Raw genomic sequence first — 21145 nt, forward strand, 5'->3', positions numbered from 1 at the left:
GCCGAAATTTCGGATGCGGACGGACGCCAGACTCGCGAGAATGGACGGTAGTGTCCTCCGTTATAGTTACAAATGAAACCACCAGCAAGGTGCAATGCAGCATGACGTCGATCGCCCCCGCCGCCCCGCCCGTCCCCGAGCAGCCCTCGCTCGACCTGGAGCAGTTCCTGCCCTACCGGATCAGCGTGCTGTCCAACCGGATCAGCAGCAACATCGCCCGCGTCTACGGCGAGCGCTACGGCATGGCGGTGACCGAGTGGCGGGTCATGGCGGTGCTGGCGCTGTACCCGGGGCTGTCGGCCGGCGAGGTGTCCGAGCGCACCGCGATGGACAAGGTGGCGGTGAGCCGCGCGGTGGCGCGGCTGCTGGAGCGCGGCTTCATCCAGCGCGAGACGCATGGCGACGACCGCCGCCGCTCGGTGCTGCACCTGTCCGAGGCGGGGGTGGAGGTCTACCAGGTGGTCGCGCCGATGGTGCTGGAATGCGAGCGCCGCCTGCTGGCGCCGTTCAGCGAGGAAGAACAGCGCGTGCTGCACCGGCTGATCGACCGCCTGGCCGCCGAGGGCTTGCCGAGCATGACCGGCAAGTGAGGCGCAGCGCCCGCTCACGGCGGGCCGCGCGGCTGCGGTTCTGCGGAATGCGCGATACGCACCGCAAGACCCTGTAGGAGCGGCTTCAGCCGCGACAGGTTCTACCGGGAAAGCCTGTCGCGGCTGAAGCCGCTCCTACGGGTGATGGCGTTTTCCCGTAGGCCGGGAAAACGCCCCGCCGCCCAGCTCAGGGCTTCGGCGGCGCCCACTGCTTGAGGAAGTCGAAGAACTTCTTGCGGTCGTAGCCCTCGCCCTTCTCCAGCTCGCCGGTGAACTGCGAGTGCAGCAGCTTGCCGTCGGCATCCAGCACCAGCAGGTGCGGATACGCCTCGATCTTGGGGTACTGGGCCAGGAACGCTTCGTTCTTGTTGTCGTCGCTGTAGTTGACCTTGACCCACACGTAGTTGGCGTCGCGGAAGCTGCGCACCTCGGCGTCGCCCTCGATGAAGTCGTCGAGGATGTGGCACCACGAGCACCACTCGCCGCCCACGTCGAGCAGGATGCGCTTGCCGCCGCGCTTGGCTTCCACCTCGGCCGTTTCCAGGTCGTTGGCCGGGTCGCGCGCAGGGTCGAACTGCGCGCCCAGGGCCGCGGCCGCGGCCACGTCGGCGGCAGCGGGCGTGTTGCCCGAGGCCACCGGCTGGTTCGGATCGGCCACCGGCGGCTTCTGCACCGAGGTGTCCAACGGCTTGGCCGGCGCCTGTTCGGCCTCCGGCGCAGCGGCCTTGTTGCAGCCGCTCAATGCCAGCATCAGCGCCGCCGCGCCGCCTATCGTCTTGATCGTCTTGTTCGCCATTGCGATCTACCTCACGTCATTTGACACCGTGCATCAACTTGTTGATCAACGGTGCAATCAGGAACAGCAATACACCCGAGCCCAGCAGCGCCCAGAAGCCGAAAGTGTAGCCCTTCAGCGCCGAGTCCACGGTCATCCCGCTCTCGCCGCTGACGCCCGCGGCGAAGATGCCGGACAGGTTGTTGCCGATCGCGGTGGACAGGAACCAGCCGCCCATCGCGAAGCCCACGACCTTGGTCGGCGCCAGCTTGGTGGTCATCGACAGGCCGATCGGCGACAGGCACAGCTCGCCGACGGTCTGAATCACGTAGACCATGAACAGGGTCCAGAACGGGATCTTGCCGGAGCCGTCGACCAGCGAGGACAGGGCGTACATCAGCAGCGCGAAGGCCAGGCCATTGAAGATCAGGCCCAGGCCGAACTTGCGCGGGATCGACGGGTTGGCCGAACGCAGCGCCACCCACAGCCACACGAACACCGGCCCCAGCACCAGGATCGCCAGCGTGTTGACCGACTGGAACCAGCCGACCGGGAACATCCAGCCGCCCAGGTCGCGCTCGACGATGTTCTGGGCGAGGAAGTTGAACGAACTGCCGGCCTGCTCGAAGAACATGAAGAACATCACGTTGAACACGAACACGATCAGCATCGCGATCGAGCGGTCGCGCGGCACGCGGCCCTCGCGGATGCCCTCGACCAGGATCATCGCGCACAGCGCCACGAACAGCGCGGTCAGGATCCAGCCGAGAATGCCGGCATCGATGAGCAGCAGGCCGTAGGCCACCGGGATCACCACCAGCGTCGCCAGCAGCACCCCGACCGTGCGGCCCATGCCCTCGCCGCCGGCCGGCGGCTTGCCGACCGGGCCGAGCTGGTGGCGTCCGATCCAGAACCACACCAGGCTGATCAGCATGCCGATGCCGGAGGCGATGAACACGTACTTGTAGGCCGGCATCGCTTCGGTGCCGAACAGCTTGTCGGCCAGCAGGCCGGTCAGGATCGGCGCGAAGAAACCGCCGGCGTTGATGCCCATGTAGAAGATCGTGAAGCCCGAATCGCGGCGCGGATCGTTGAGCGGATACAGCTTGCCGACCATGGTGGACACGTTCGGCTTGAACAGGCCGTTGCCGGCGATGATCGTGGCCAGGCCGATCTTGAACACCTCTTCGTTCGGGACCGCGATCAGGAACAGGCCCACCGACATGACCACCGCGCCGATCAGCAGCGAGCGCTGGTAGCCGATCAGCCGGTCGGCGACGAAGCCGCCGAACAGCGCCGAGGCGTAGACCAGCGCCAGGTAGGCGCCGTAGAGCCGGTTGGCCGGCGCCTCGCCCGCGCCGGCGCCTTGGTAGAACTCGGCCACGATGTACAGGGTCAGCGCCCAGCGGATGCCGTAGAACGCGAAGCGCTCCCAGAATTCCGTCATGAACAGCAGCCACAATGGCCGTGGGTGGCCCAGCAGGGTCTTGAATTCGGGCGGTTGCGCTGGCGGTTGCGGCGGTGAGGCTGGGTGGTTCGACGCGACGACGTCAACGCTCATGCGGTGTTCCCTTGCGTATTCAGTATGGGCTGGGCGATTCCCCCGGGCGGGCCGGGCGACAGGCGAGCATCACCGAGAGGTGGCGGTGGCGTCAAATGGCCGGGATTGGGGATTGGGGATTCGGCGGCGCCTGACGATCCGACCCTTCGCCGCCCGAGACCGGCACCAAGCGCGCGCCGAAACGATTCAAGGCGCGCCGGCGGGTCCCGAGTCCCCAGTCCCCAGTCCCGAGTCCCGGCCCTCCAGCCCCACCGAGGTGCGCACCTCGAACAGCTCCGGGAAGAAGGTCAGCGCCAGCGCCTGCTGCAGGAAGCCCACGCCGCTGGAGCCGCCGGTGCCGCGCTTGAAGCCGATCACCCGCATCACCGTGCGCATGTGGCGGAAGCGCCACAGCTGGAACTGGGTCTCCAGGTCCACCAGGTCCTCGCACAGCGAATACTCGCGCCAGTAGCGGTCGGTGTTCTCGTAGATGCGCTCGAACACCGGGCGCAGCAGCGGGTCGCTCACGTGCGGCTGGCGCCAGTCGCGCGCCCGGTACTGCTCGGGAATCGCATGGCCGAAGCGGGTCAGGTAGCGCAGGAACTCCTCGTACAGGCTCGGCGCTTCCAGCACCGCCTGCAGCGCCGCCTGGCCGTGCGGGTCGTGGCCGAACACGCGCAGCATCTGCGCGTTCTTGTTGCCGAGCAGGAACTCGATGGTGCGGTACTGCAGCGACTGGAAGCCGGAGGCCGGGCCGAGCACGTCGCGGAAGCCCATGTATTCGGACGGGGTCAGCGTCTCCAGCACCGACCACTGCTCGGTGAGCTGGCGCAGCACCTGCTTGCTGCGCGCCAGCACCTTGCGGCACTGCCAGACCTCGTCGCGCTGCAGGTGCGCGATCGCCGCGCGCAGCTCGTGCGCCAGCAGCTTCAGCCACAGCTCGGAGGTCTGGTGCTGGATGATGAACAGCATCTCGTCGTGGTGCGGCGGGTCGGACAGCGGCTGCTGCGCGGACAGCAGCTGGTCCAGCCGCAGGTAGCCGCCGTAGGTCAGGCGGCCTTCCAGGTCGGTGTGGATGCCGGCTTCGAGCGGGCGCTGGTTCTGTTCGACGGGCATGGGCGGCAACGGCGATCCGGGGCCGGCAAGGGTACCGCAGCGACGCCTGTCACATCCCGGTCAGCGGCCGGCGCCAAACTCGGGCAGAATCGGATCGGGGCCTTAGGGGGGCGCCCGGTCGTCGTCCGCGGTATTTCACGTCTTCAAGGATTGGGGAGAGTCTTCGTCATGCGAACCATGCTGCTTCGTGCCGCAGTGTTGTCGTGCGCGCTCGCCTGTGCCGGAACCGGCCAGGCCCAGGTCGTCATCAGCCAGGTCTACGGCGGTGGCGGCAACAGCGGCGCCACCTACAAGAGCGATTTCGTCGAACTGCACAACAACGGCAACCAGGCGGTGAGCCTGGCCGGCTGGTCGGTGCAGTACGCCTCGGCCGCCGGCAGCAGCTGGCAGGTCACCACGCTGGCCGGCAGCATCCCCGCCGGCGGCTACTACCTGGTCAAGCAGGCCGACGGCAGCGGCGGCAGCACCGCGCTGCCGACCCCGGACGCCACCGGCACCACCGCGATGAGCGGCACCGCCGGCAAGGTCGCGCTGAGCAACGCGGCGGCCGCGCTGAGCGGCGCCTGCCCCGCCGGCAACGTCGATTTCGTCGGCTACGGCAGCAGCGCCAGCTGCGCCGAAGGCAGCGCGCCGACCGCCGCGCCGAGCAACACCCTGGCGGTGCTGCGCGGCAACGGCGGCTGCAGCGACAGCGACAACAACAGCGCCGATTTCGCCACCGGCGCGCCGACCCCGCGCAACAGCGCCGCGGCCGCCAACCTGTGCGGCGGCGGCAACCAGCCGGTGGCCAGCGTGGCCAACCTCAGCCGCGCCGAAGGCGACAGCGGCAGCACCGCGTTCGTGTTCACCATCGCCCTGAGCCAGCCGGCCGGCAGCGGCGGGGTCAGCTTCAGCGTCGCCACCCGCGACGGCAGCGCCAGCGCCGGCAGCGACTACCAGGCCCTGGCCGCGACCAGCGTGACCATTCCTGCCGGCGAGAGCAGCGCGCAGGTCGGCGTGCAGGTCAACGGCGACACCGCCAACGAACCCGACGAGACCTTCTACCTCGACATCACCGGCATCAGCGGCGCCCTGCCGGCCACGCTGACCGCCAGCGCGGTGATCCTCAACGACGACTTCAACCTGGTGCCGATCCACAGCATCCAGGGCAGCGGCGCGCGTTCGCCGCTGGTCGGGCAGGTGGTCGCCACCAGCGGCATCGTCACCGCGCGGCGCAGCGCCGGCTTCTTCCTGCAGGCGCCGGACGCCGAGGCCGATGCCGATCCGCAGACCTCCGAAGGCATCTACGTCTACACCGGCAGCGCGCCGCCGGCCGAGGCCGCGGTGGGCAATGCGGTGCGGGTGCAGGCCACCGTGCTCGAGTACGTGCCGACCGCCGACCCGACCCAGCCGCCGCTGACCGAGTTGGGCACACCGACCGTGCTGCTGCAGTCCACCGGCAACCCGCTGCCGGCCGCGGTGACGCTGACCACCAGCTTCCCCGACCCCAGCGGCGCCTACGACCAGCTCGAGCGCCTGGAAGGCATGCGCGTCACCGTGCCCAGCCTGACCGTCAACGCGCCCACCGGCGGCAGCGTCAACGAGAGCAACGCCACCGCCAGCAGCAACGGCGTGTTCCATGCGGTGGTCACCGGCCTGCCGCGCGCCTGGCGCACCGCCGGCGTGCAGCAGCCCGACCCGCTGCCGGCCGGCTCCCCGGCCGACGTGCCGCGCTGGAACACCAGCCCGCAGGTGATCGCGGTGGGCAGCGCCGGCCTCGGCGGCGAGCGCATCGACGTGGCCAGCGGCTGCGTGGTGCTCGGCGTCAGCGGCCCGCTGGACTACAGTTTCCGCCGCTACACGATCTATCCGGAAACCGCGCCGACCGTGCAGTGCAACGGCGCCGACCAACCCAAGCCGGCCCCGGCGCCGCAGGCCGACGACGTCAACGTCGCCACCTACAACATGGAGCGCTTCTTCGACGACCAGAACGACCCGGCGATCGGCGAACCGGTGCTGACCGCGGCCGCCTACCAGGCCCGGCTCAACAAGGCCTCGCTGGCGATCCGCAACTACCTCAACACGCCCGACATCCTGGGCACGGTGGAAGTGGAAAGCCTGAGCGTGCTGCAGACCCTGGCCGCGCGCGTCAATGCCGACGCCGTCGCCGCCGGCCAGCCCGATCCGCAGTACGTTGCCTACCTACAGGAAGGCAACGACGTCGGCGGCATCGACGTCGGCTTCCTGGTCAAGACCGGTGCGGTCGGCGCCGGCGTCGCCCGCGTGGAAGTGCTCTCGGTCAGCCAGGAAGGCAAGGCCACCACCTGGACCGAGCCGGCCGGCGGCACCAGCCTGCTCAACGACCGCCCGCCGCTGCTGCTGAAGGCGATCGTGCACTTCGCCGACGGCCGCAGCCTGCCGCTGACCGTGGTCGAGGTGCACCAGCGCTCGCTCAACGGCGCCGAGACCGACGACGCCAGCGGCCTGCGCATCCGCGCCAAGCGCCAGGCGCAGGCGGTGTTCCTGGCCAACCTGCTGCAGGCGCGGCAGGCGGCCGATCCCGGCGAACAGCTGCTGGTGATGGGCGACTTCAACGCCTTCGAGTTCAACGACGGCTATGTCGATGCGATGGGCACGGTCACCGGCCTGCCCTCGGCCGACGCGCAGACCGTGGTCGATGGCGACGGCGCCGACCTGGTCGACCCGGACCTGTACAACCTGACCCTGCTGTCGACACCGGACCAGAGCTACTCCTACGCCTACGACGGCAACGTGCAGTCGCTGGACCACATCCTGGCCAACCGCGCGCTGATGCAGTCGGCGCAGGTCGCCAGCCTGGTCGAGGGCCATGCGCGGCTCAACGCCGACTTCCCGGCCACCGCGCGCAACGACGCCAACTCGCCGGCGCGGCTGTCCGACCACGATCCGGCGGTGGTGCTGCTCAAGCTCAAGCCGCTGCAGCGCGCCGACCTGGGCGTGACGGTGAACGCGGCCAATGCGTCGGTCTACGCCGGCGACACGATCCGCTACAGCGTCGAGGTCGGCAACGCCGGCCCGGACGCGGCGCGCTTCGCCGCGGTCGCCTTCGCCCTGGATGCGGCGGTGACCCCAAGCGTGACCGCCGCCCCGGGCTGGGACTGCGCCGCGCCGGACGTGGCCGCGCAGACCGTGGTGACCTGCACCACCACCGAGTTCGCCACCGGTGCGGCACAGCGCTTCGAGCTCGCGGTGCCGGCCGGCACCGCACTGGTCGGGCGCTCGCTGACCCTGGCCGCCTCGGTCGCCTCGCAGACCGAAGACCCGAACGGCGGCAACAACGGCGCCAGCGCCGCGGTGGCGGTGCAGGCCGCGCCGGCCGGCAACCTGGCGCTGCGCATCGACGGCCCGGCGACGCTGCCGCTCACCGCGTTCAGCGCCAACTACCGCATCGCCCTGAGCAACCATGGCAATGCGCCGGTGAAGCGCGCCAGCCTGAGCGTCGGCGGCAACACGCTGTCGGTGCTGTCGCTGCTGGTCCCGCCGCGCGGCTGGCAGTGCGTGCGCCAGGCCCACGGCCTGCGCAGCGCGCAGTACCAGTGCAGCACCCGCGCCGACCTGGCGCCGGGCGCGAGCACCACGTTCACCCTCACCACCGCGACCCGCCCGCTGCCGGCCGACCGCAACATCGTGATCGAAGCCAGCGCCAGCTCGGCTTCGCCCGATGCCGACCCGTCCGACAACGCCGCACGCTTCAGCACCCGCATCGGCCGCTGAGCGCCACCGCCTTCGGGCAGAACAAGGGCGCGGCCACAAAGCCGCGCCCTTTTCTTTTGCGCTCGCTCCGGCCGGAATCCACGCTCTCCTCGAAGCCGCTCTGCGGTTGCTCAAGCCCCTCTCCCCTCGGGAGAGGGGTTGGGGTGAGGGTCCGGCGCGAAGCGTCTCGCGGTGTTTGGGCGCACGCCGCTTCGACCGTACCCTCATCCGCCCCTGCGGGGCACCTTCTCCCGATGGGAGAAGGAACAGCGGCCACTCCCGCTTCGAGTCTTTCGCTGACGCTCTTGAGCTGTTGCTGTTGCTGTTGCCGTGAGCCGTTGCTGTTAAAACGTCCCGCCCTAAAGCGAGCCGAGCACCGCAGGCGCGAGCGGCCGAAGAGGCGCCCCTGTTTGAGCGAAGCGAGTTTGGGCGCCGTGCCGCTCGCGCCGAGGAGCACAGGGCACCGGTGCGGCTCCATCGCACCGGCTCGTGTCGGGCGGGAACGGTTTTGGTTACTTTTGCCAAGACAAAAGTAACTCGCGCCACAGGCGCGAAAGCTCTTGATCCTGCTCCTGCTCCTGCCGTTGCCGTTGCCGTTGCGCAGCCACCCGCACACATACAGCAACCACCATCGCGCGTATAACGCCCCGCAGCCACACGTCCACCGCTAGACATCCGCAGCCACCGCGCATCCCCAAACCGCAACGCACCAATCGTCCAACTGAACGCCAGCAACGTGCACAGCCCACCCACCGCGCATTTTTGCTGCAATCCAGCAAGATGCCGTGCTGCGGTGCAGGACGGCTTTTGTGCACGGCTTCCTTAACATGCCGGGTCATATCATTTGAAACTTGTTGTCGAGAGTGCCGCTGTCATGACCATCGCCGCCCAGTTCGAAATCGAATTCCTGCAGTACCTCGACGCGGGCGGACAGCCGGTCCGCGACGCGCTTCCGGCCGATTCGGCCAACCCGCAGACGCTGCTGGCGCTGTTCAAGCAGATGCTCTACGTGCGCACCTTCGACAGCAAGGCGGTGGCGCTGCAGCGCACCGGCAAGCTCGGCACCTACGCCTCGTGCCTGGGCCACGAGGCCACCCACGTCGGCATCGGCGCCTCGATGCGCAGCGGCGACGTGCTGGCGCCCAGCTACCGCGAATACGGCGCCATGTTCATGCGCGGCGTGCGCCCGCGCGAGGTGCTGCTGTACTGGGGCGGCGACGAGCGCGGCAGCGACTTCCTGCGCGATTCCGACGCGGTCCGGGACTTCCCGATCTGCGTGCCGATCTCCACCCAGTGCCTGCATGCCGCCGGCGCGGCGCTGGCGTTCAAGCTGCGCGGCGAAGGCCATGTCGCGGTCGCCACCTGCGGCGACGGCGGCTCGTCGAAGACCGATTTCTATGCCGCGCTCAATTCCGCCGGCGCCTACGAACTGCCGCTGATCCTGTGCGTGATCAACAACGGCTGGGCGATCTCGGTGCCGCGCGCGGCGCAGACCGGCGCGCAGACCCTGGCGCAGAAAGGCCTGGCCGGCGGCCTGCACTGCCTGCAGGTGGACGGCAACGACCTGATCGCGGTGCTGGAGGCGATGCGCCAGGCGCGCGAACGCGCGCTGTCCGGCCAGGGCGGCACGGTCATCGAATTCATGACCTACCGCCTGTCCGACCACACCACCGCCGACGACGCGCGCCGCTACCGCGACGACGCCGAGGTCAAGCGCGCCTGGGAAAACGAGCCGCTGCTCCGGCTGCGCGCCTGGCTGACCGCGCAGGGCCTGTGGAGCGAGGCCGAGGAAGCGGCGTGGAAGCAGGAATGCGCGCGCCTGGTCGACATCGAGGTCGACGCCTACCTGGCCACGCCGGTGCAGCCGGTGGAGGCGATGTTCGATTACCTATACGCCGATCCGCCGCCGGACCTGCTCGCGCAGCGCGCCGAGGCCATCGCCCTGGAGCAGCGCCATGGATGAGCTCAGCCCCCGCCTCGCCGACACCGCCGCCGCGCACGCGGCCGGCACCGCCCACAGCGCGGCCACAGCGCGCGGAGACAGCCCGATGACCAGCACTCCCATCACCCTGATCGAAGCGGTCACCCAGGCCCTGGCCTGGGAACTGCAGCACGACCCGTCGGTGCTGGTGCTGGGCGAGGACGTGGGCGTCAACGGCGGCGTGTTCCGCGCCACCGCCGGCCTGCAGCAGCGCTTCGGCGCGCAGCGCGTGCTGGACACGCCGCTGGACGAGACCACCATCGCCGGCCTCAGCGTCGGCCTGGCCGCGCAGGGCATGAAGCCGGTGGCCGAGGCGCAGTTCGACGGCTTCGTCTATCCGATGGTCGACCACCTGATCTGCCACGCCGCGCGCCTGCGCAACCGCACCCGCGGCCGCCTGCACTGCCCGATGGTGCTGCGCGTGCCGTGGGGCGGCGGCATCCGCGCGCCGGAGCACCACAGCGAGGCCAACGAGGCCATCTTCACCAACGTGCCGGGCCTGCGCGTGGTGCTGCCGTCCTCGCCGCAGCGCGCCTACGGCCTGCTGCTGGCGGCGATCCGCGAGCCGGATCCGGTGATCTACATGGAGCCCAAGCGCATCTACCGCCAGTACAAGGAAGTGGTCGCCGACGACGGCGAGGCGCTGCCGCTGGACGTGTGCTTCGTGCTGCGCGAGGGCAGCGACGTGACCCTGGTCGCCTGGGGCGCGCAGGTCAAGGAAGCGCTGGAAGCGGCCGACAGGCTGGCCGCCGACGGCATCAGCGCCGAGGTCATCGACGTGGCCACGCTGCGCCCGCTGGACTTCGACACCATCGCCGAATCGGTGGCGCGCACCGGCCGCTGCGTGATCGTGCAGGAAGCCCCGCGCAGCGCCGGCTTCGGCGCCGAGATCGCCGCGCGCCTGGCCGAGCAGTCAATGTACGACCTGGTCGCGCCGGTGCAGCGGGTGACCGGCTACGACACGCACATCCCGTTGTTCCGGCTGGAGATGAAGTACCTGCCGAGCGTGGACAAGATCGTCGCGGCGGCCAAGCGTGCCGTCGCCGCAGGCTGACATGCGGGCGCGCCTGCTCAGCGACTACCGCGCCGCCTACCCGCACCCGATCCGCTTCGCCGCCGGCGAGCGGGTGGTGCTGGGCGTGCGCGACGAGGAATGGCCGGCCTTCGTCTGGACCACGACCGCCGCCGGCAGCGCCGGCTGGGCGCCGCTGGCCTGGCTGCGCGCGACCGGCGACGGCCACGCCGAGGCGCTGCGCGACTACGATGCGCGCGAACTGGATGCGGCGCAGGGCGACACCGTGACCCTGCATCACGAATACGGCGACTGGTGGTGGTCCGAGCGCGCCGACGGCGTGCAGGGCTGGCTGCCGGCGCGCGACCTGGAACTGCTGGAAGAGACCCCATGAGCCAAACCAAGAACTTCAATCTGCCCGACCTGGGCGAAGGCCTGCCCGACGCCACCATCGTCGAATGGTTCGTCAAGGAAGGCGACACCATCCGGCTGGACGAGCCGCTGGTGTCGATGGAAACCGCCAAGGCCGTGGTCGAGGTGCCCTCGCCGGTCTCCGGCAAGGTGCTGAAACTGGCCGGCGCGCCGGGCGACATCGTCGTCACCGGCAGCATGCTGGCGCAGTTCGCGCCCGATCCCGACATGCCGCAGCGCGCCGAAGGCCAGGACACCGGCCACCACCACGGCGGCGCCGCGCCGGCCCACCCCGGCAAGGGCGCCGGCGCCGACGCGCCGGGCGACAACGACCGCGTGGTCGCCTCCGACACCGGCGGCGAACTGCCCGATGCCGACGCGGCGCCGGGCGGCGGCGCGCGCGACGACGCCGGCACCGTGGTCGGTGCGATGCAGAGCTCCAACGCCGTGCACAGCGAGCGCACGGTCTCGGTCGGCGGCGTGCGCGCGATGCCGGCGGTGCGCGCGCTGGCCAGGAAGCTGGGCGTGGACCTGGCGCGGGTCCGCGCCAGCGGCGGCGACGGCGCGGTGACCCTGGCCGACGTGAAGCAGGCCGCGGCCGACGGCTCGGCTGTTGCAGGAGCGGCTCAGGGTGGCCTCGGGCCATCAGCCGCGACCGCACAGTCACCACAGGTCGCGGCTGAAGCCGCTCCTGCAACGGCAACAGCCACAGCGCCGGCGACACCTTCGCGCACGCCGCTGTCCGCGGCCGGCAAGCCGATGCGCACGCAGCCGCCCGGCGTCGTCGCGCACGGCCAGCCGGAGCCGCTCAAGGGCGTGCGCCGCAACATGGCGCGGGTGATGGCGCAGGCGCAGCAGCAGGTGGTGCTGACCACGCTCAACGACGACGCCGACCTGCACGCCTGGGCGCCCGGCAACGACATGACCGCGCGCCTAGTGCGCGCGATCGTCGCCGCCTGTCGCGCGGTGCCGGCGCTCAATGCCTGGTTCGACGGCGAGGCGCTGACCCGCACGCTGCATGCGCAGGTGGACATCGGCATCGCCGTGGACACCGACGACGGCCTGTTCGTGCCGGCGCTGCGCAACGCCGACATGCTCGACGCGCGCGGCATCCGCGAAGGCGTCAACCGCCTGCGCCAGCAGGTGGAAACGCGCAGCATCGCCGCCTCGGAACTGAGCGGCTACACCATCTCGCTGTCCAACTTCGGCATGTTCGCCGGCCGCTACGCCACCCCGATCGTGGTGCCGCCGTGCGTGGCCATCGTCGCCGCCGGCCGCGCCCGCCACCAGCTGGTGCCGGTGATGGGCGGGGTGGAGACGCACAAGCTGCTGCCGCTGTCGCTGAGCTTCGACCACCGCGCCTGCACCGGCGGCGAGGCGGCGCGCTTCCTGCGCGCGATGATCGACGACCTGGCCCTGCCGGGCTGAACCGCGCGCCGCCGCCTCGCCAGGAGGCGGCGGTTGCCACGCCTCAGTTGCGTTCGTCGAAGGCCTGGATCACCTGCAACGCCACCTCGGTCACGCCGCTGGCCTTCTGCAGTTGCAGCAGCGCCGCATGCGCAGCCTCGACCGAGCCGTAGCCGATCACCGCGCTGCCATCCATCGCCGAGGCGTAGACCAGGGTGCCGCCGGTCCTGCGCGCCAGCGCTTCGACCACCGCCGGCGTGGTCCCGAACAGCTTGAGCTTGGGCGCGACCAGCACCGTCTGCGCGGTCAGTTCGTTGATCGCCGCGGCCAGGCGTTCGTCCGGCCGGGAGGGATCGGCCGCCGCCTGCGCCGCATTGCCTGCATCGCGCCCCAGCAGGATCGCGTACGGGCCGATCGAGGCGAGCACGCCGGCGCCCGCATGCGCCATGCGCCGGTCGCGCGGACGCTCCTTCTCGCGCAGCCGCACCACCGCACCGGGGATCAGGCGATAGGTCGAATGGCCAAGCGTGAAGCGCGCGCCGGTCGCCGCCTGGCGCAGCGCCTGGATGTCCGGCGCCTGCGCCGACAGCGGCGGCGCGGCCAGCGCAATACCAACAGCCAGGGCCAGGCCGAGCACGCTGCGCATCGCCAGGCCGTGCGCGCCATGTCGCACGGCGGCGGCGGGCGCCGGCGGCTGCCGGCACGCGCGCACCGCCGCGGCAAGCGCAGCCGCGATCGGCCGCAAGAGCGAAGAGGTCATACCGTTGCGATCCCGAGGGGGGAAGGGACACTCGTCGGCAGCCAGCGCCGCAGCGACGAAACGCGGCCGATATATAGCAATCCACGATCGGCGACGGCAATCGCCAATCCGCCCAACAGTGAACTGCCACGCAGTTTGGATCGCCCGCGTCTACCGATTAACTCCATCGGCATGGCAAAGACGGCATAACGGATTTTCTACATTCACCGAAAGTACCGCAATCAAGCTTACGCATCATGCGAAATTCGGCGGGAAATACGCGATTTTTCGCTGTTCTTGCGCATTGCGCGCAGTGCGGCTGCGCTACGCCGCCGCAACCCGCGCCGATTCCGCGATAAACATTGCGCAGCTGGCAGGACGCCTGCCCCGATTATGTGCGTCGCGCTCGCTTGCGTCGACCGCCACGTTCGCTTGCCGCAAGCGCGGCTCGATCGCGCGCTGTTTGCTGCGCACCGCTTCGCGCCACGCCTGCCGGGCAGGCCGGCCGCGATGCCGGCCCAGGCAACGCATCCGGCTCGCCATCCCACATCCGAAATCTGAACGAAAGCTGTCTACCACGACCTGTAACCGCATCGTTATGTTCGCTGCCAGGGGGACGGCAGCGCGCCACTGGCCGCAACGCCGACGCGATCCACGACACAACCGCAACGACACGTGGCAGCCATGCGCTGCCGCGCTGGCAAGACATTCCCTAACGCCTACGAGGAACCCGAACATGACCCAGTCCATCCGCCGCCAGCGCCCGCTGGCGCTGCTGCCGTCGCTGCTGCTCGCCCTCGCCGCCGCCTCCGCCACCGCGGCCGAGCGCGTGGACCTGCACGGCAAGGATCTCGGCACGCTCAACGCGCAGTACAAGGCCGCCACCACCAGCCTGGGCGGGGTGCCGGCCGCCGCCGCGGTGCGCCACGCCGAGCTGGTCGGGCTGGATGCCGAGTCCGCGCTGAGCCTGCTGAGTAGCAGCACCGACAGCGACGGCACCGTGCACAGCCGCTACCAGCAGACCTTCCGCGGCGTGCCGATCTGGGGCGAGCACGTCGTCGTCAGCGAGCGCAGCGACGGCAGCGTGCGCAGCCTGTTCGGGCGCTCGGTCGCCGGCTTGGCCAGCGAGCTGCCGGCCACCGCGACGGCCGCCGCCGCGGCGTTGCTGCCGGCCAACCGTGCGCTGGAGCTGGCCAAGCGCGCCGCGCTCGGCGATGCGCTGGCCGCGCGCCGCATCGAGCGCGCGCAGGCGCCGCAGATGATCTACCTGGACGACGACGACCGCGCGCACATGGCCTACGTGGTGTCGTTCTTCGCCGATGCGCCGCAGGGCGGCGAGCCGACCCGGCCGTTCGTGATCGTCGATGCGCGCAGCGGCGCGGTGCTGCGGCAGTGGGAAGGCCTGACCACCCGCGATGCCACCGGCCCCGGCGGCAACGCCAAGACCGGGCAATACGAATACGGCACCAGCGGCAGCATCCACGGTTTCCTCGAGGTGGACGACAGCTGCCGCATGCAGAACAGCACGGTGAAGTCGGTGAACCTCAACGGCGGCACCTCCGGCAGCACCGCCTACCAGTTCACCTGCCCGCGCAACACCTATAAGGCCATCAACGGCGCCTACTCGCCGATCAACGACGCGCACTACTTCGGCGGCGTCATCGAGAAGATGTACCGCGCCTATGCCGGCGTGGCGCCGCTGAGCTTCCAGTTGGTGATGCGGGTGCACTACAGCACGCGCTACGAGAACGCGTTCTGGAACGGCTCGACGATGACTTTCGGCGACGGCGCCACCCGCTTCTATCCGCTGGTCAGCGTCGACGTCGCCGGCCACGAGGTCTCGCACGGCTTCACCGAGCAGAATTCCGGCCTCACCTACTCCGGCCAGTCCGGCGGCATCAACGAAGCCTATTCGGACATCGCCGGCGAGGCCACCGAGTATTACCTCAAGGGCAGCAACGATTTCCTGGTCGGCCCGGAGATCTTCAAGTCCACCGGTGCGCTGCGCTACATGGCCAACCCGCCGCAGGACGGCTCCTCGATCGACAACGCCGCCAACTACCGCAGCGGGCTCGACGTGCACTACTCCTCCGGCGTCTACAACAAGGCGTTCTACAAGCTGGCCACGACCTCCGGCTGGAACACGCGCACCGCCTTCGAGGTGTTCGCCCGCGCCAACCGCCTGTACTGGACCCCGAGCACCAGCTTCAACAGCGGCGCCTGCGGCGTGCGCACCGCGGCCAGCGACCTGGGCCGCTCGGTGGCGGCGGTGACCGCCGCGTTCACTGCGGTCGGCGTGACCTGCACCCAGTAAGCACCCCTGCGGCGGAGCCGACGCCCGGCGATCCTGTGCGGATCGCCGGGCGTCGGCGTGGGCCGGCGTGGCGTCGCCGATACGCGTGCGAACCGCACCATCGCCCATCGGCATGGCGAAGCGCCTGCGCGCGTCGCTGCCGGACACGACCGGCTCGGCACCCGATCGGCGACGCAAGGCCGCGCCTTGCGCACGCCGCGCGCGCCGTCGTCCTGCCCGCGAGCGGCGACGGCGGCGACCGTGTCGCTTGGGACGATCGGGCATGGATGCGGCACCGCTGCGACCTGAGCGACCGTCTCGCACGCGGCGGCGATCGGGGCGACCGGTTGCGCGCCCGCCTCGCACAGAGGTCCGGCTGCGGGTAGGCTGCGCGGCTACGTCCGCCGCGTCGCATCGCGGCGGCATCGCGTTCGCCCACCCTTTTTCCGGACCTTGCTGCATGCCATTCGCCACGCTGGGCCTCGCGCCCGAGCTGCTGCCCGCGTTTTCCCGCGCGCTCGACGCCGCCGGCTATACCGCGCCCACCGCGATCCAGGCGCAGGCGGTCGCGCCGATCCTGCGCGGCGACGACGTGCTGGCCTGCGCGGCGACCGGCTCGGGCAAGACCGCCGCGTTCGCGCTGCCGCTGCTGCAGCGCGCGGCGCTGGCGCCGCCCAGCCGCCGCGCGCGCAGCCTGGTGCTGGTACCGACCCGCGAACTGGCCGCCCAGGTCGGCGACACCTTGCAGGCGCTGGGACGCTACCTGCCGCGGCGCATCCGCGTGGCCGCGGTCGCCGGCGGTGCCGCGCTCAATCCGCAGATGATGAAGTTGCGCGGCGGCACCGACATCGTCGTCGCCACCCCGGGCCGGCTGCTCGACCTGGTGGCGCACAACGCGCTCGAGCTGGGCGCGGTGCGCACGCTGGTGCTGGACGAAGCCGACCGCCTGCTGGCGCTGGGCTTCGAGGAGGAACTGGGCCGGATCCTGGCGCTGCTGCCGCCGCGCCGGCAGACCCTGCTGTTCTCGGCCACCTTCCCGGCCGAGGTGGAGGTGCTGGCGCGGCGCCTGCTGCGCGGGCCGCGGCGCCTCGGCGAGGACGTGGCCGCCGCGGCCCCGGCGACGATCCGCCAGCGCGCGATCGAGGTCGACAGCGCGCAGCGCACCGCGCTGCTGCGGCACCTGCTGCACAGCGAAGCCTGGGCGCAGGCGCTGGTGTTCGTGGCCAGCCAGCGCGGCGCCGACAACCTGGCCGAGAAGCTGCGCAAGGCCGGCGTGGCGGCGCAGCCGTTCCATGGCGAACTCAGCCAGGGTCGCCGCAACCAGGCGCTGGCCGGCTTCAGGAGCGGCCAGGTGCAGGTGCTGGTGGCAACCGATGTCGCCGCGCGCGGATTGGACATCGCGCAACTGCCGGTGGTGGTCAACTACGACCTGCCGCGCGCCACCGCCGACTACACCCACCGCATCGGCCGCACCGGGCGCGCCGGCGCCGACGGCGTGGCGCTGAGCTTCGTCGACGCGGCCAGCGAAGCGCATCTGCGCCTGATCGAGAAGCGCCAGCAGCTGCGCGTGCCGCGCGAGCGCATCGCCGGGTTCGAACCGACGCCGGCGCTGGCGGCCGCGACCGACGCCGAGGCCGCGCCGCGGACCGGCGGCATCAAGGGCAAGCGCCCGGGCAAGAAGGACAAGCTGCGCGCGGCGAATGCGCAGGGCGGCGGCGCCCCGCCTGCGAAGGAGTGATCGCGTTGGCTGCGCTGCTGCGGCTTGCACGCGGCGCAGCGGTGCAGGCGCTATCTCGCAAAGCGCCGATCGCGCGCGATCCGATGCACTCCGTGCGCTGAGACTGCCTGTCGCGGCTGAAGCCGCTCCTACAGCGCCTCTGTAGGAGCGGCTTCAGCCGCGACAGAAATCCAAACGCCCCGCTTCGATCATCGCGGCCGATGGCCCGCAAACCACCCTGCTCCGCTCCAACAGGAAGCTGCGCGGCCCGCGCTCAATCGTCGAACGGATCGGCCACGGCCGCGGCGTCGCCCTTCGGCCGCGGCGTGCGCTTGCCCGGCTTGCTGCGGATCTCCACGTAGAACTGGGTGCCGCCGGTGGCGACCAGCGCATCGATCGAGCGCAGCAGGTCGGCCGGCGCCACGACCGCGGCGCTGGCCTCTTCGGTGCCGAACAGCGTGTCGAAATCCCAGTAGTCGGCGCCGGCCGGCAAGGTCTTGCGGCGCTCGCGGCGGATGTACTTGCGGATGTCGTGCTTGCTGGCGTCGAGCAGGCGGTCGGGATGCTTGCCTTCGATGCGGAGCTGGTAGGTCTTCTTCACTGCGGGGAGGATCCTGGAAAGAGGGAACGCGGCGGGCAGGCAGGGGCGGCGGCCACTGGCGGGCCTTGCTCGGCTGTTGCCGGCCGCCTGCGTGCGCGGCGGGCCGCCATGGTGCCAGAAGCCGGCCCCGCGCTGCGGATTGGCCGATAATCGGTGCCTGGCGCAGGCCTGCGCCGCCGCAGGAGCAGCCGATGACCGACCCTTCCGCCTTCGCGGGTTACCGCGTCCTCGTCGCCGGCGCCAGCCGCGGCATCGGCCTGGCGATCGCCGACGCCTTCGCGCGCCAGGGCGCCGCGGTGGCGATCTGCGCGCGCAATCCCGCCGGCCTGGCCGATGCGGCCGAGCAACTGCTCCGCCACGGCCATCCGGTCTCGCGGCTGGGCTGCGACCTGGCCGACCCGGCGCAGATCCAGGACTGGGTGGCGCACGCGGCCGACGCGCTGGGCGGCATCGACGTGATGGTCAACAACGCTTCCGGCTACGGCCATGGCGACGACGACGCCAGCTGGCAGGCCGGGTTCGACATCGACCTGATGGCCGCGGTGCGCTGCAATCGCGCCGCCCTGCCGCGGCTGCGCGCCAGCGGCCGCGGCTGCATCCTCAACATCAGCTCGATCAACGCGCTGCGGCCCACGCCGCGGGTGCCGGCGTACTCGGCGGCGAAGGCCGCGCTGAACTACTACACCACCACCCTGGCCGCGGAGCTGGCGCGCGAGCGGATCCGGGTCAACGCGATCGCGCCGGGGTCGATCGAGTTCCCCGGCGGCCTGTGGGACCAGCGCCGCGAGCAGCAGCCGGAACTGTACCGGCGCATCCGTGCCGGCATTCCGTTCGGCGACTTCGGCGCGCTGCAGGACGTCACCCACGCCGCGTTGTTCCTGGCCTCGCCGCAGGCGCGCTGGATCACCGGCCAGATCCTGGCGGTGGACGGCGGGCAGTCGCTGGGCGCCTGAGCCGCGCCGTGGCGTGCGCCACGCAGGCGGCGTCGCCCAAGACCGCCGCGCCCGGTGCTCCGGCGCCGGGTGACAGCGAGACCCGGCTGCACCGATTGGACACCGCCGCGACGCGGGGCATCCCAGACGCGCGGTCGCGCACGCAGGCCGCACAGCAGGGCGGGAAGCCGCGACTTGCACGCAGTGCCGAGACGCCGCCGCGCGGCCTGTCTCGGCGCGCCGATGCCGATCGGCGGCAGACGCGATACAGACGCGGTACGCAGCCGCCAGCGCGACCGCCTGACCCCACGTTGTCGGTCAGGCGCCCTCGCCGCCGCGGCGGTTGCTGCGCCACTTCGAACGCTGCAACGCAACAAATCGCACTGCTCATCCACTGCGCCGCCGCAGCGGCAGCAGCGGTGAGCGACGCGTGCGGCGCGACACGCCGATGGCCAAAACCCTCGCCGCACAAGGCGCGACGCGCCAGCGAAGCATCCACTTCCGGCGTTGCGATCGCGCATCACCCTGAACAAAGAAAAACAAGAAAGTTCTAATTCGAAAAATAACGAACATGAAACGCGCATGGCGACGCTATGCTCCGGCCACAGGGGTTGCATCCGCGTTCATACAAGCCCAGCGCGACGCATCGCGATGGGCGACCTGGAGGCCATGTGTTCCAGCCACGCATCGACACCGTCACCCGTCCCGTTTCCCGCCACCGGGCCACCCGCATGCCCGGCGCTCCGCCCGTCGAACCACGCACTGCCACGGCCGGCCAGCGGCACAGAGACGCTGGCCGCATCGCCGACGGTCGCCACCCTGCTCCGCGCCGCTGCCTCCGCGCCGGCGTCCTCTCCATGACCGGCCGCGCGCTCCCGCCGGCCCCGTGCAAAGCGAGTCACCCATGAACAAGACCCCATGCATCGCCCTGGCGGCGCTGTCGGCCGCGCTGTTGTGCGCGCAGGCCGCGGCGCAGGATTTCGATCCGGCCAAGACCCTGACCGGCGACTGGGGCGGCGCACGCACCCGCCTGGTCGACAGCGGCGTGGACCTGCGCCTGTCCTACACCGGCGAGTTCGCGCACAACAATTCCGGCGGCAGCCGCGACGATACCTACGCCTACGCCGACCAGTTCTTCCTGGCCGGCACCTTCGACCTGGACAAGCTGTGGGCCTGGCGCGGCGCGACCTTCAAGGTCGAAGTGGCCAACCGCAACGGCGACTCGCTCAACGACACGGCCGGCTTTCCCACCCTGCTGGCGGTGCAGGAGATCCACGGCCGCGGCTCGGTGACGCGACTGAGCCAGTTCTCGCTGACCCAGGAACTGTTCGACGACCGCCTCAGCCTCAAGCTCGGCCGCCTGTACGCCAATGGCGATTTCTTCTCGTTCTCCTGCAAGTTCCAGAACCTGAGCTTCTGCGGCGGCCTGCCCGGCTACGTCAGCAACGGCTGGTACGTCGATCCGATCAGCCAGTACGGCGCGGTGGTGGCGTTCAAGCCCAACGACGCCTGGCGCTTCAAGCTCGGCGCCTACGACGTCAACCCGAACAACCTGGACCGCGACCAGGGCCTGAAACTGCGCACCGAAGGCGACAGCCAGGGCACGCTGGTGGTGGCCGAGGTCGAGTACCTGCCCACGTTCGGCGACGGCCTGCAAGGCCATTACCGCGTCGGCGGCTGGCGCAACAGCGCCAACTACCGCAACACGGTCACCGCCAGCGGCCTGCCGTCGGAGCTCAGCGACGACGCCACTGCGGTGATGGACAGCGAACGCGGCTACTACGCCACCGCCGAGCAGGCGCTGTGGCGCACGCCCGGCGGCGGCGCGCTGCGCCTGTTCGGTAACTGGGTGCAGGCCGACAAGGACACCGACCGCATCGACCAGATGCTGCAGCTGGGCGCGTGGCTGGATGCGCCGTTCGCCTCGCGTCCGGACGACCGCATCGGCTTCGCCGCCGGCCGTACCCGCGTCAGCGAACGCCTGGGCGACGCGCAGCGCCGCTACAACGCCGCGCTGCCGGCCGGGGCGGCCGCGGTGGGCGTGCAGGAATACGAATACCCGCTGGAACTGAACTACCAGTACGCCATCACCCCGGCGCTGTCGCTGATGCCGAACCTGCAGTACATCCGCAACGCCAACGGGATCAAGGACAACAACGGCGTGGTCGGCGGACTGCGCGTCAGCATGACCTTCTGAGCGTCGCGTGCCGCGGCACGGCGGTGGCGTCGTTCGCACGGCGCCATGCCGACACGGCACGCCAGTTCAACGCGCCTCGCATCGACGCCGCCTGCATGGCAGGCAGGTCCGCAACGCCTGTTC

At 70.7% G+C, this 21145-nt stretch carries 15 protein-coding genes; 10 read left to right on the forward strand and 5 right to left on the reverse strand.

All coding sequences use genetic code 11. The features are described from left to right. Positions 1-101 precede the first annotated feature (101 nt). Positions 102-590: a MarR family winged helix-turn-helix transcriptional regulator gene (locus AB3X10_RS20960; protein ID WP_369977320.1), complete on the forward strand. Its 489-nt coding sequence runs from the start codon at positions 102-104 to the stop codon at positions 588-590. A 187-nt stretch (positions 591-777) separates the two neighbouring features. On the opposite strand, the gene AB3X10_RS20965 is transcribed toward AB3X10_RS20960, so the two are convergent. The 3 genes from AB3X10_RS20965 to AB3X10_RS20975 form a co-directional block, all read right to left on the reverse strand. Next, positions 778-1386, reverse strand: a complete 609-nt coding sequence (locus AB3X10_RS20965) for a thioredoxin family protein (protein WP_369977321.1) — start codon at positions 1384-1386, stop codon at positions 778-780. A 16-nt stretch (positions 1387-1402) separates the two neighbouring features. Then, entirely contained in the window at positions 1403-2926 is a 1524-nt protein-coding gene (locus AB3X10_RS20970; protein WP_369977322.1) for a peptide MFS transporter, read from the reverse strand. Positions 2927-3112: 186 nt separating this feature from the next. Next, complete coding sequence (locus AB3X10_RS20975; protein WP_369977323.1) at positions 3113-4021, reverse strand: tryptophan 2,3-dioxygenase; 909 nt, start codon at positions 4019-4021, stop codon at positions 3113-3115. Positions 4022-4189: 168 nt separating this feature from the next. Here AB3X10_RS20975 and AB3X10_RS20980 point away from each other — a divergent pair, with 168 nt between their 5' ends. From AB3X10_RS20980 to AB3X10_RS21000, 5 genes are all read left to right on the forward strand, one after another. After that, on the forward strand, positions 4190-7753 hold the full coding sequence (locus AB3X10_RS20980) for a lamin tail domain-containing protein (RefSeq protein ID WP_369977324.1): 3564 nt from the start codon (positions 4190-4192) through the stop codon (positions 7751-7753). 853 nt (positions 7754-8606) lie between these two features. Continuing rightward, positions 8607-9695, forward strand: a complete 1089-nt coding sequence (gene pdhA, locus AB3X10_RS20985) for a pyruvate dehydrogenase (acetyl-transferring) E1 component subunit alpha (RefSeq protein WP_369977325.1) — start codon at positions 8607-8609, stop codon at positions 9693-9695. Beyond that, positions 9688-10767: an alpha-ketoacid dehydrogenase subunit beta gene (locus AB3X10_RS20990; RefSeq protein WP_369977326.1), complete on the forward strand. Its 1080-nt coding sequence runs from the start codon at positions 9688-9690 to the stop codon at positions 10765-10767. Before pdhA ends, AB3X10_RS20990 begins: the two co-directional genes overlap by 8 nt. 1 nt (position 10768) lies before the next feature. Further along, a complete protein-coding gene (locus AB3X10_RS20995) occupies positions 10769-11119 on the forward strand; it encodes an SH3 domain-containing protein (RefSeq protein WP_369977327.1) in 351 nt (116 codons plus the stop codon). Beyond that, positions 11116-12564, forward strand: coding sequence for a dihydrolipoamide acetyltransferase family protein (locus tag AB3X10_RS21000; protein WP_369977328.1), 1449 nt, complete (start codon positions 11116-11118; stop codon positions 12562-12564). Before AB3X10_RS20995 ends, AB3X10_RS21000 begins: the two co-directional genes overlap by 4 nt. A 43-nt stretch (positions 12565-12607) precedes the next feature. Here AB3X10_RS21000 and AB3X10_RS21005 read toward each other — a convergent pair whose 3' ends face one another. After that, positions 12608-13303, reverse strand: a complete 696-nt coding sequence (locus AB3X10_RS21005; protein WP_369977329.1) for a hypothetical protein — start codon at positions 13301-13303, stop codon at positions 12608-12610. A gap of 715 nt (positions 13304-14018) precedes the next feature. Between AB3X10_RS21005 and AB3X10_RS21010 the strand changes: the two genes are divergently transcribed. Then, positions 14019-15596, forward strand: coding sequence for a M4 family metallopeptidase (locus AB3X10_RS21010; RefSeq protein ID WP_369977330.1), 1578 nt, complete (start codon positions 14019-14021; stop codon positions 15594-15596). 439 nt (positions 15597-16035) lie between these two features. After that, positions 16036-17313, forward strand: coding sequence for a DEAD/DEAH box helicase (locus tag AB3X10_RS21015; protein WP_369977331.1), 1278 nt, complete (start codon positions 16036-16038; stop codon positions 17311-17313). A gap of 253 nt (positions 17314-17566) precedes the next feature. On the opposite strand, the gene AB3X10_RS21020 is transcribed toward AB3X10_RS21015, so the two are convergent. Beyond that, the gene (locus tag AB3X10_RS21020) at positions 17567-17893 is read right to left on the reverse strand and encodes a DUF6172 family protein (RefSeq protein ID WP_369977332.1); all 327 of its coding nucleotides are present in this window, start codon (positions 17891-17893) and stop codon (positions 17567-17569) included. 191 nt (positions 17894-18084) lie between these two features. Here AB3X10_RS21020 and AB3X10_RS21025 point away from each other — a divergent pair, with 191 nt between their 5' ends. Continuing rightward, entirely contained in the window at positions 18085-18846 is a 762-nt protein-coding gene (locus AB3X10_RS21025; protein WP_369977333.1) for an SDR family NAD(P)-dependent oxidoreductase, read from the forward strand. An 883-nt stretch (positions 18847-19729) separates the two neighbouring features. Then, entirely contained in the window at positions 19730-21022 is a 1293-nt protein-coding gene (locus AB3X10_RS21030) for a carbohydrate porin (RefSeq protein WP_369977334.1), read from the forward strand. Positions 21023-21145: the final 123 nt, after the last annotated feature.

Source organism: Xanthomonas sp. DAR 80977, from assembly GCF_041240605.1.
Taxonomy (GTDB): Bacteria; Pseudomonadota; Gammaproteobacteria; order Xanthomonadales; family Xanthomonadaceae; genus Xanthomonas_A; species Xanthomonas_A bundabergensis.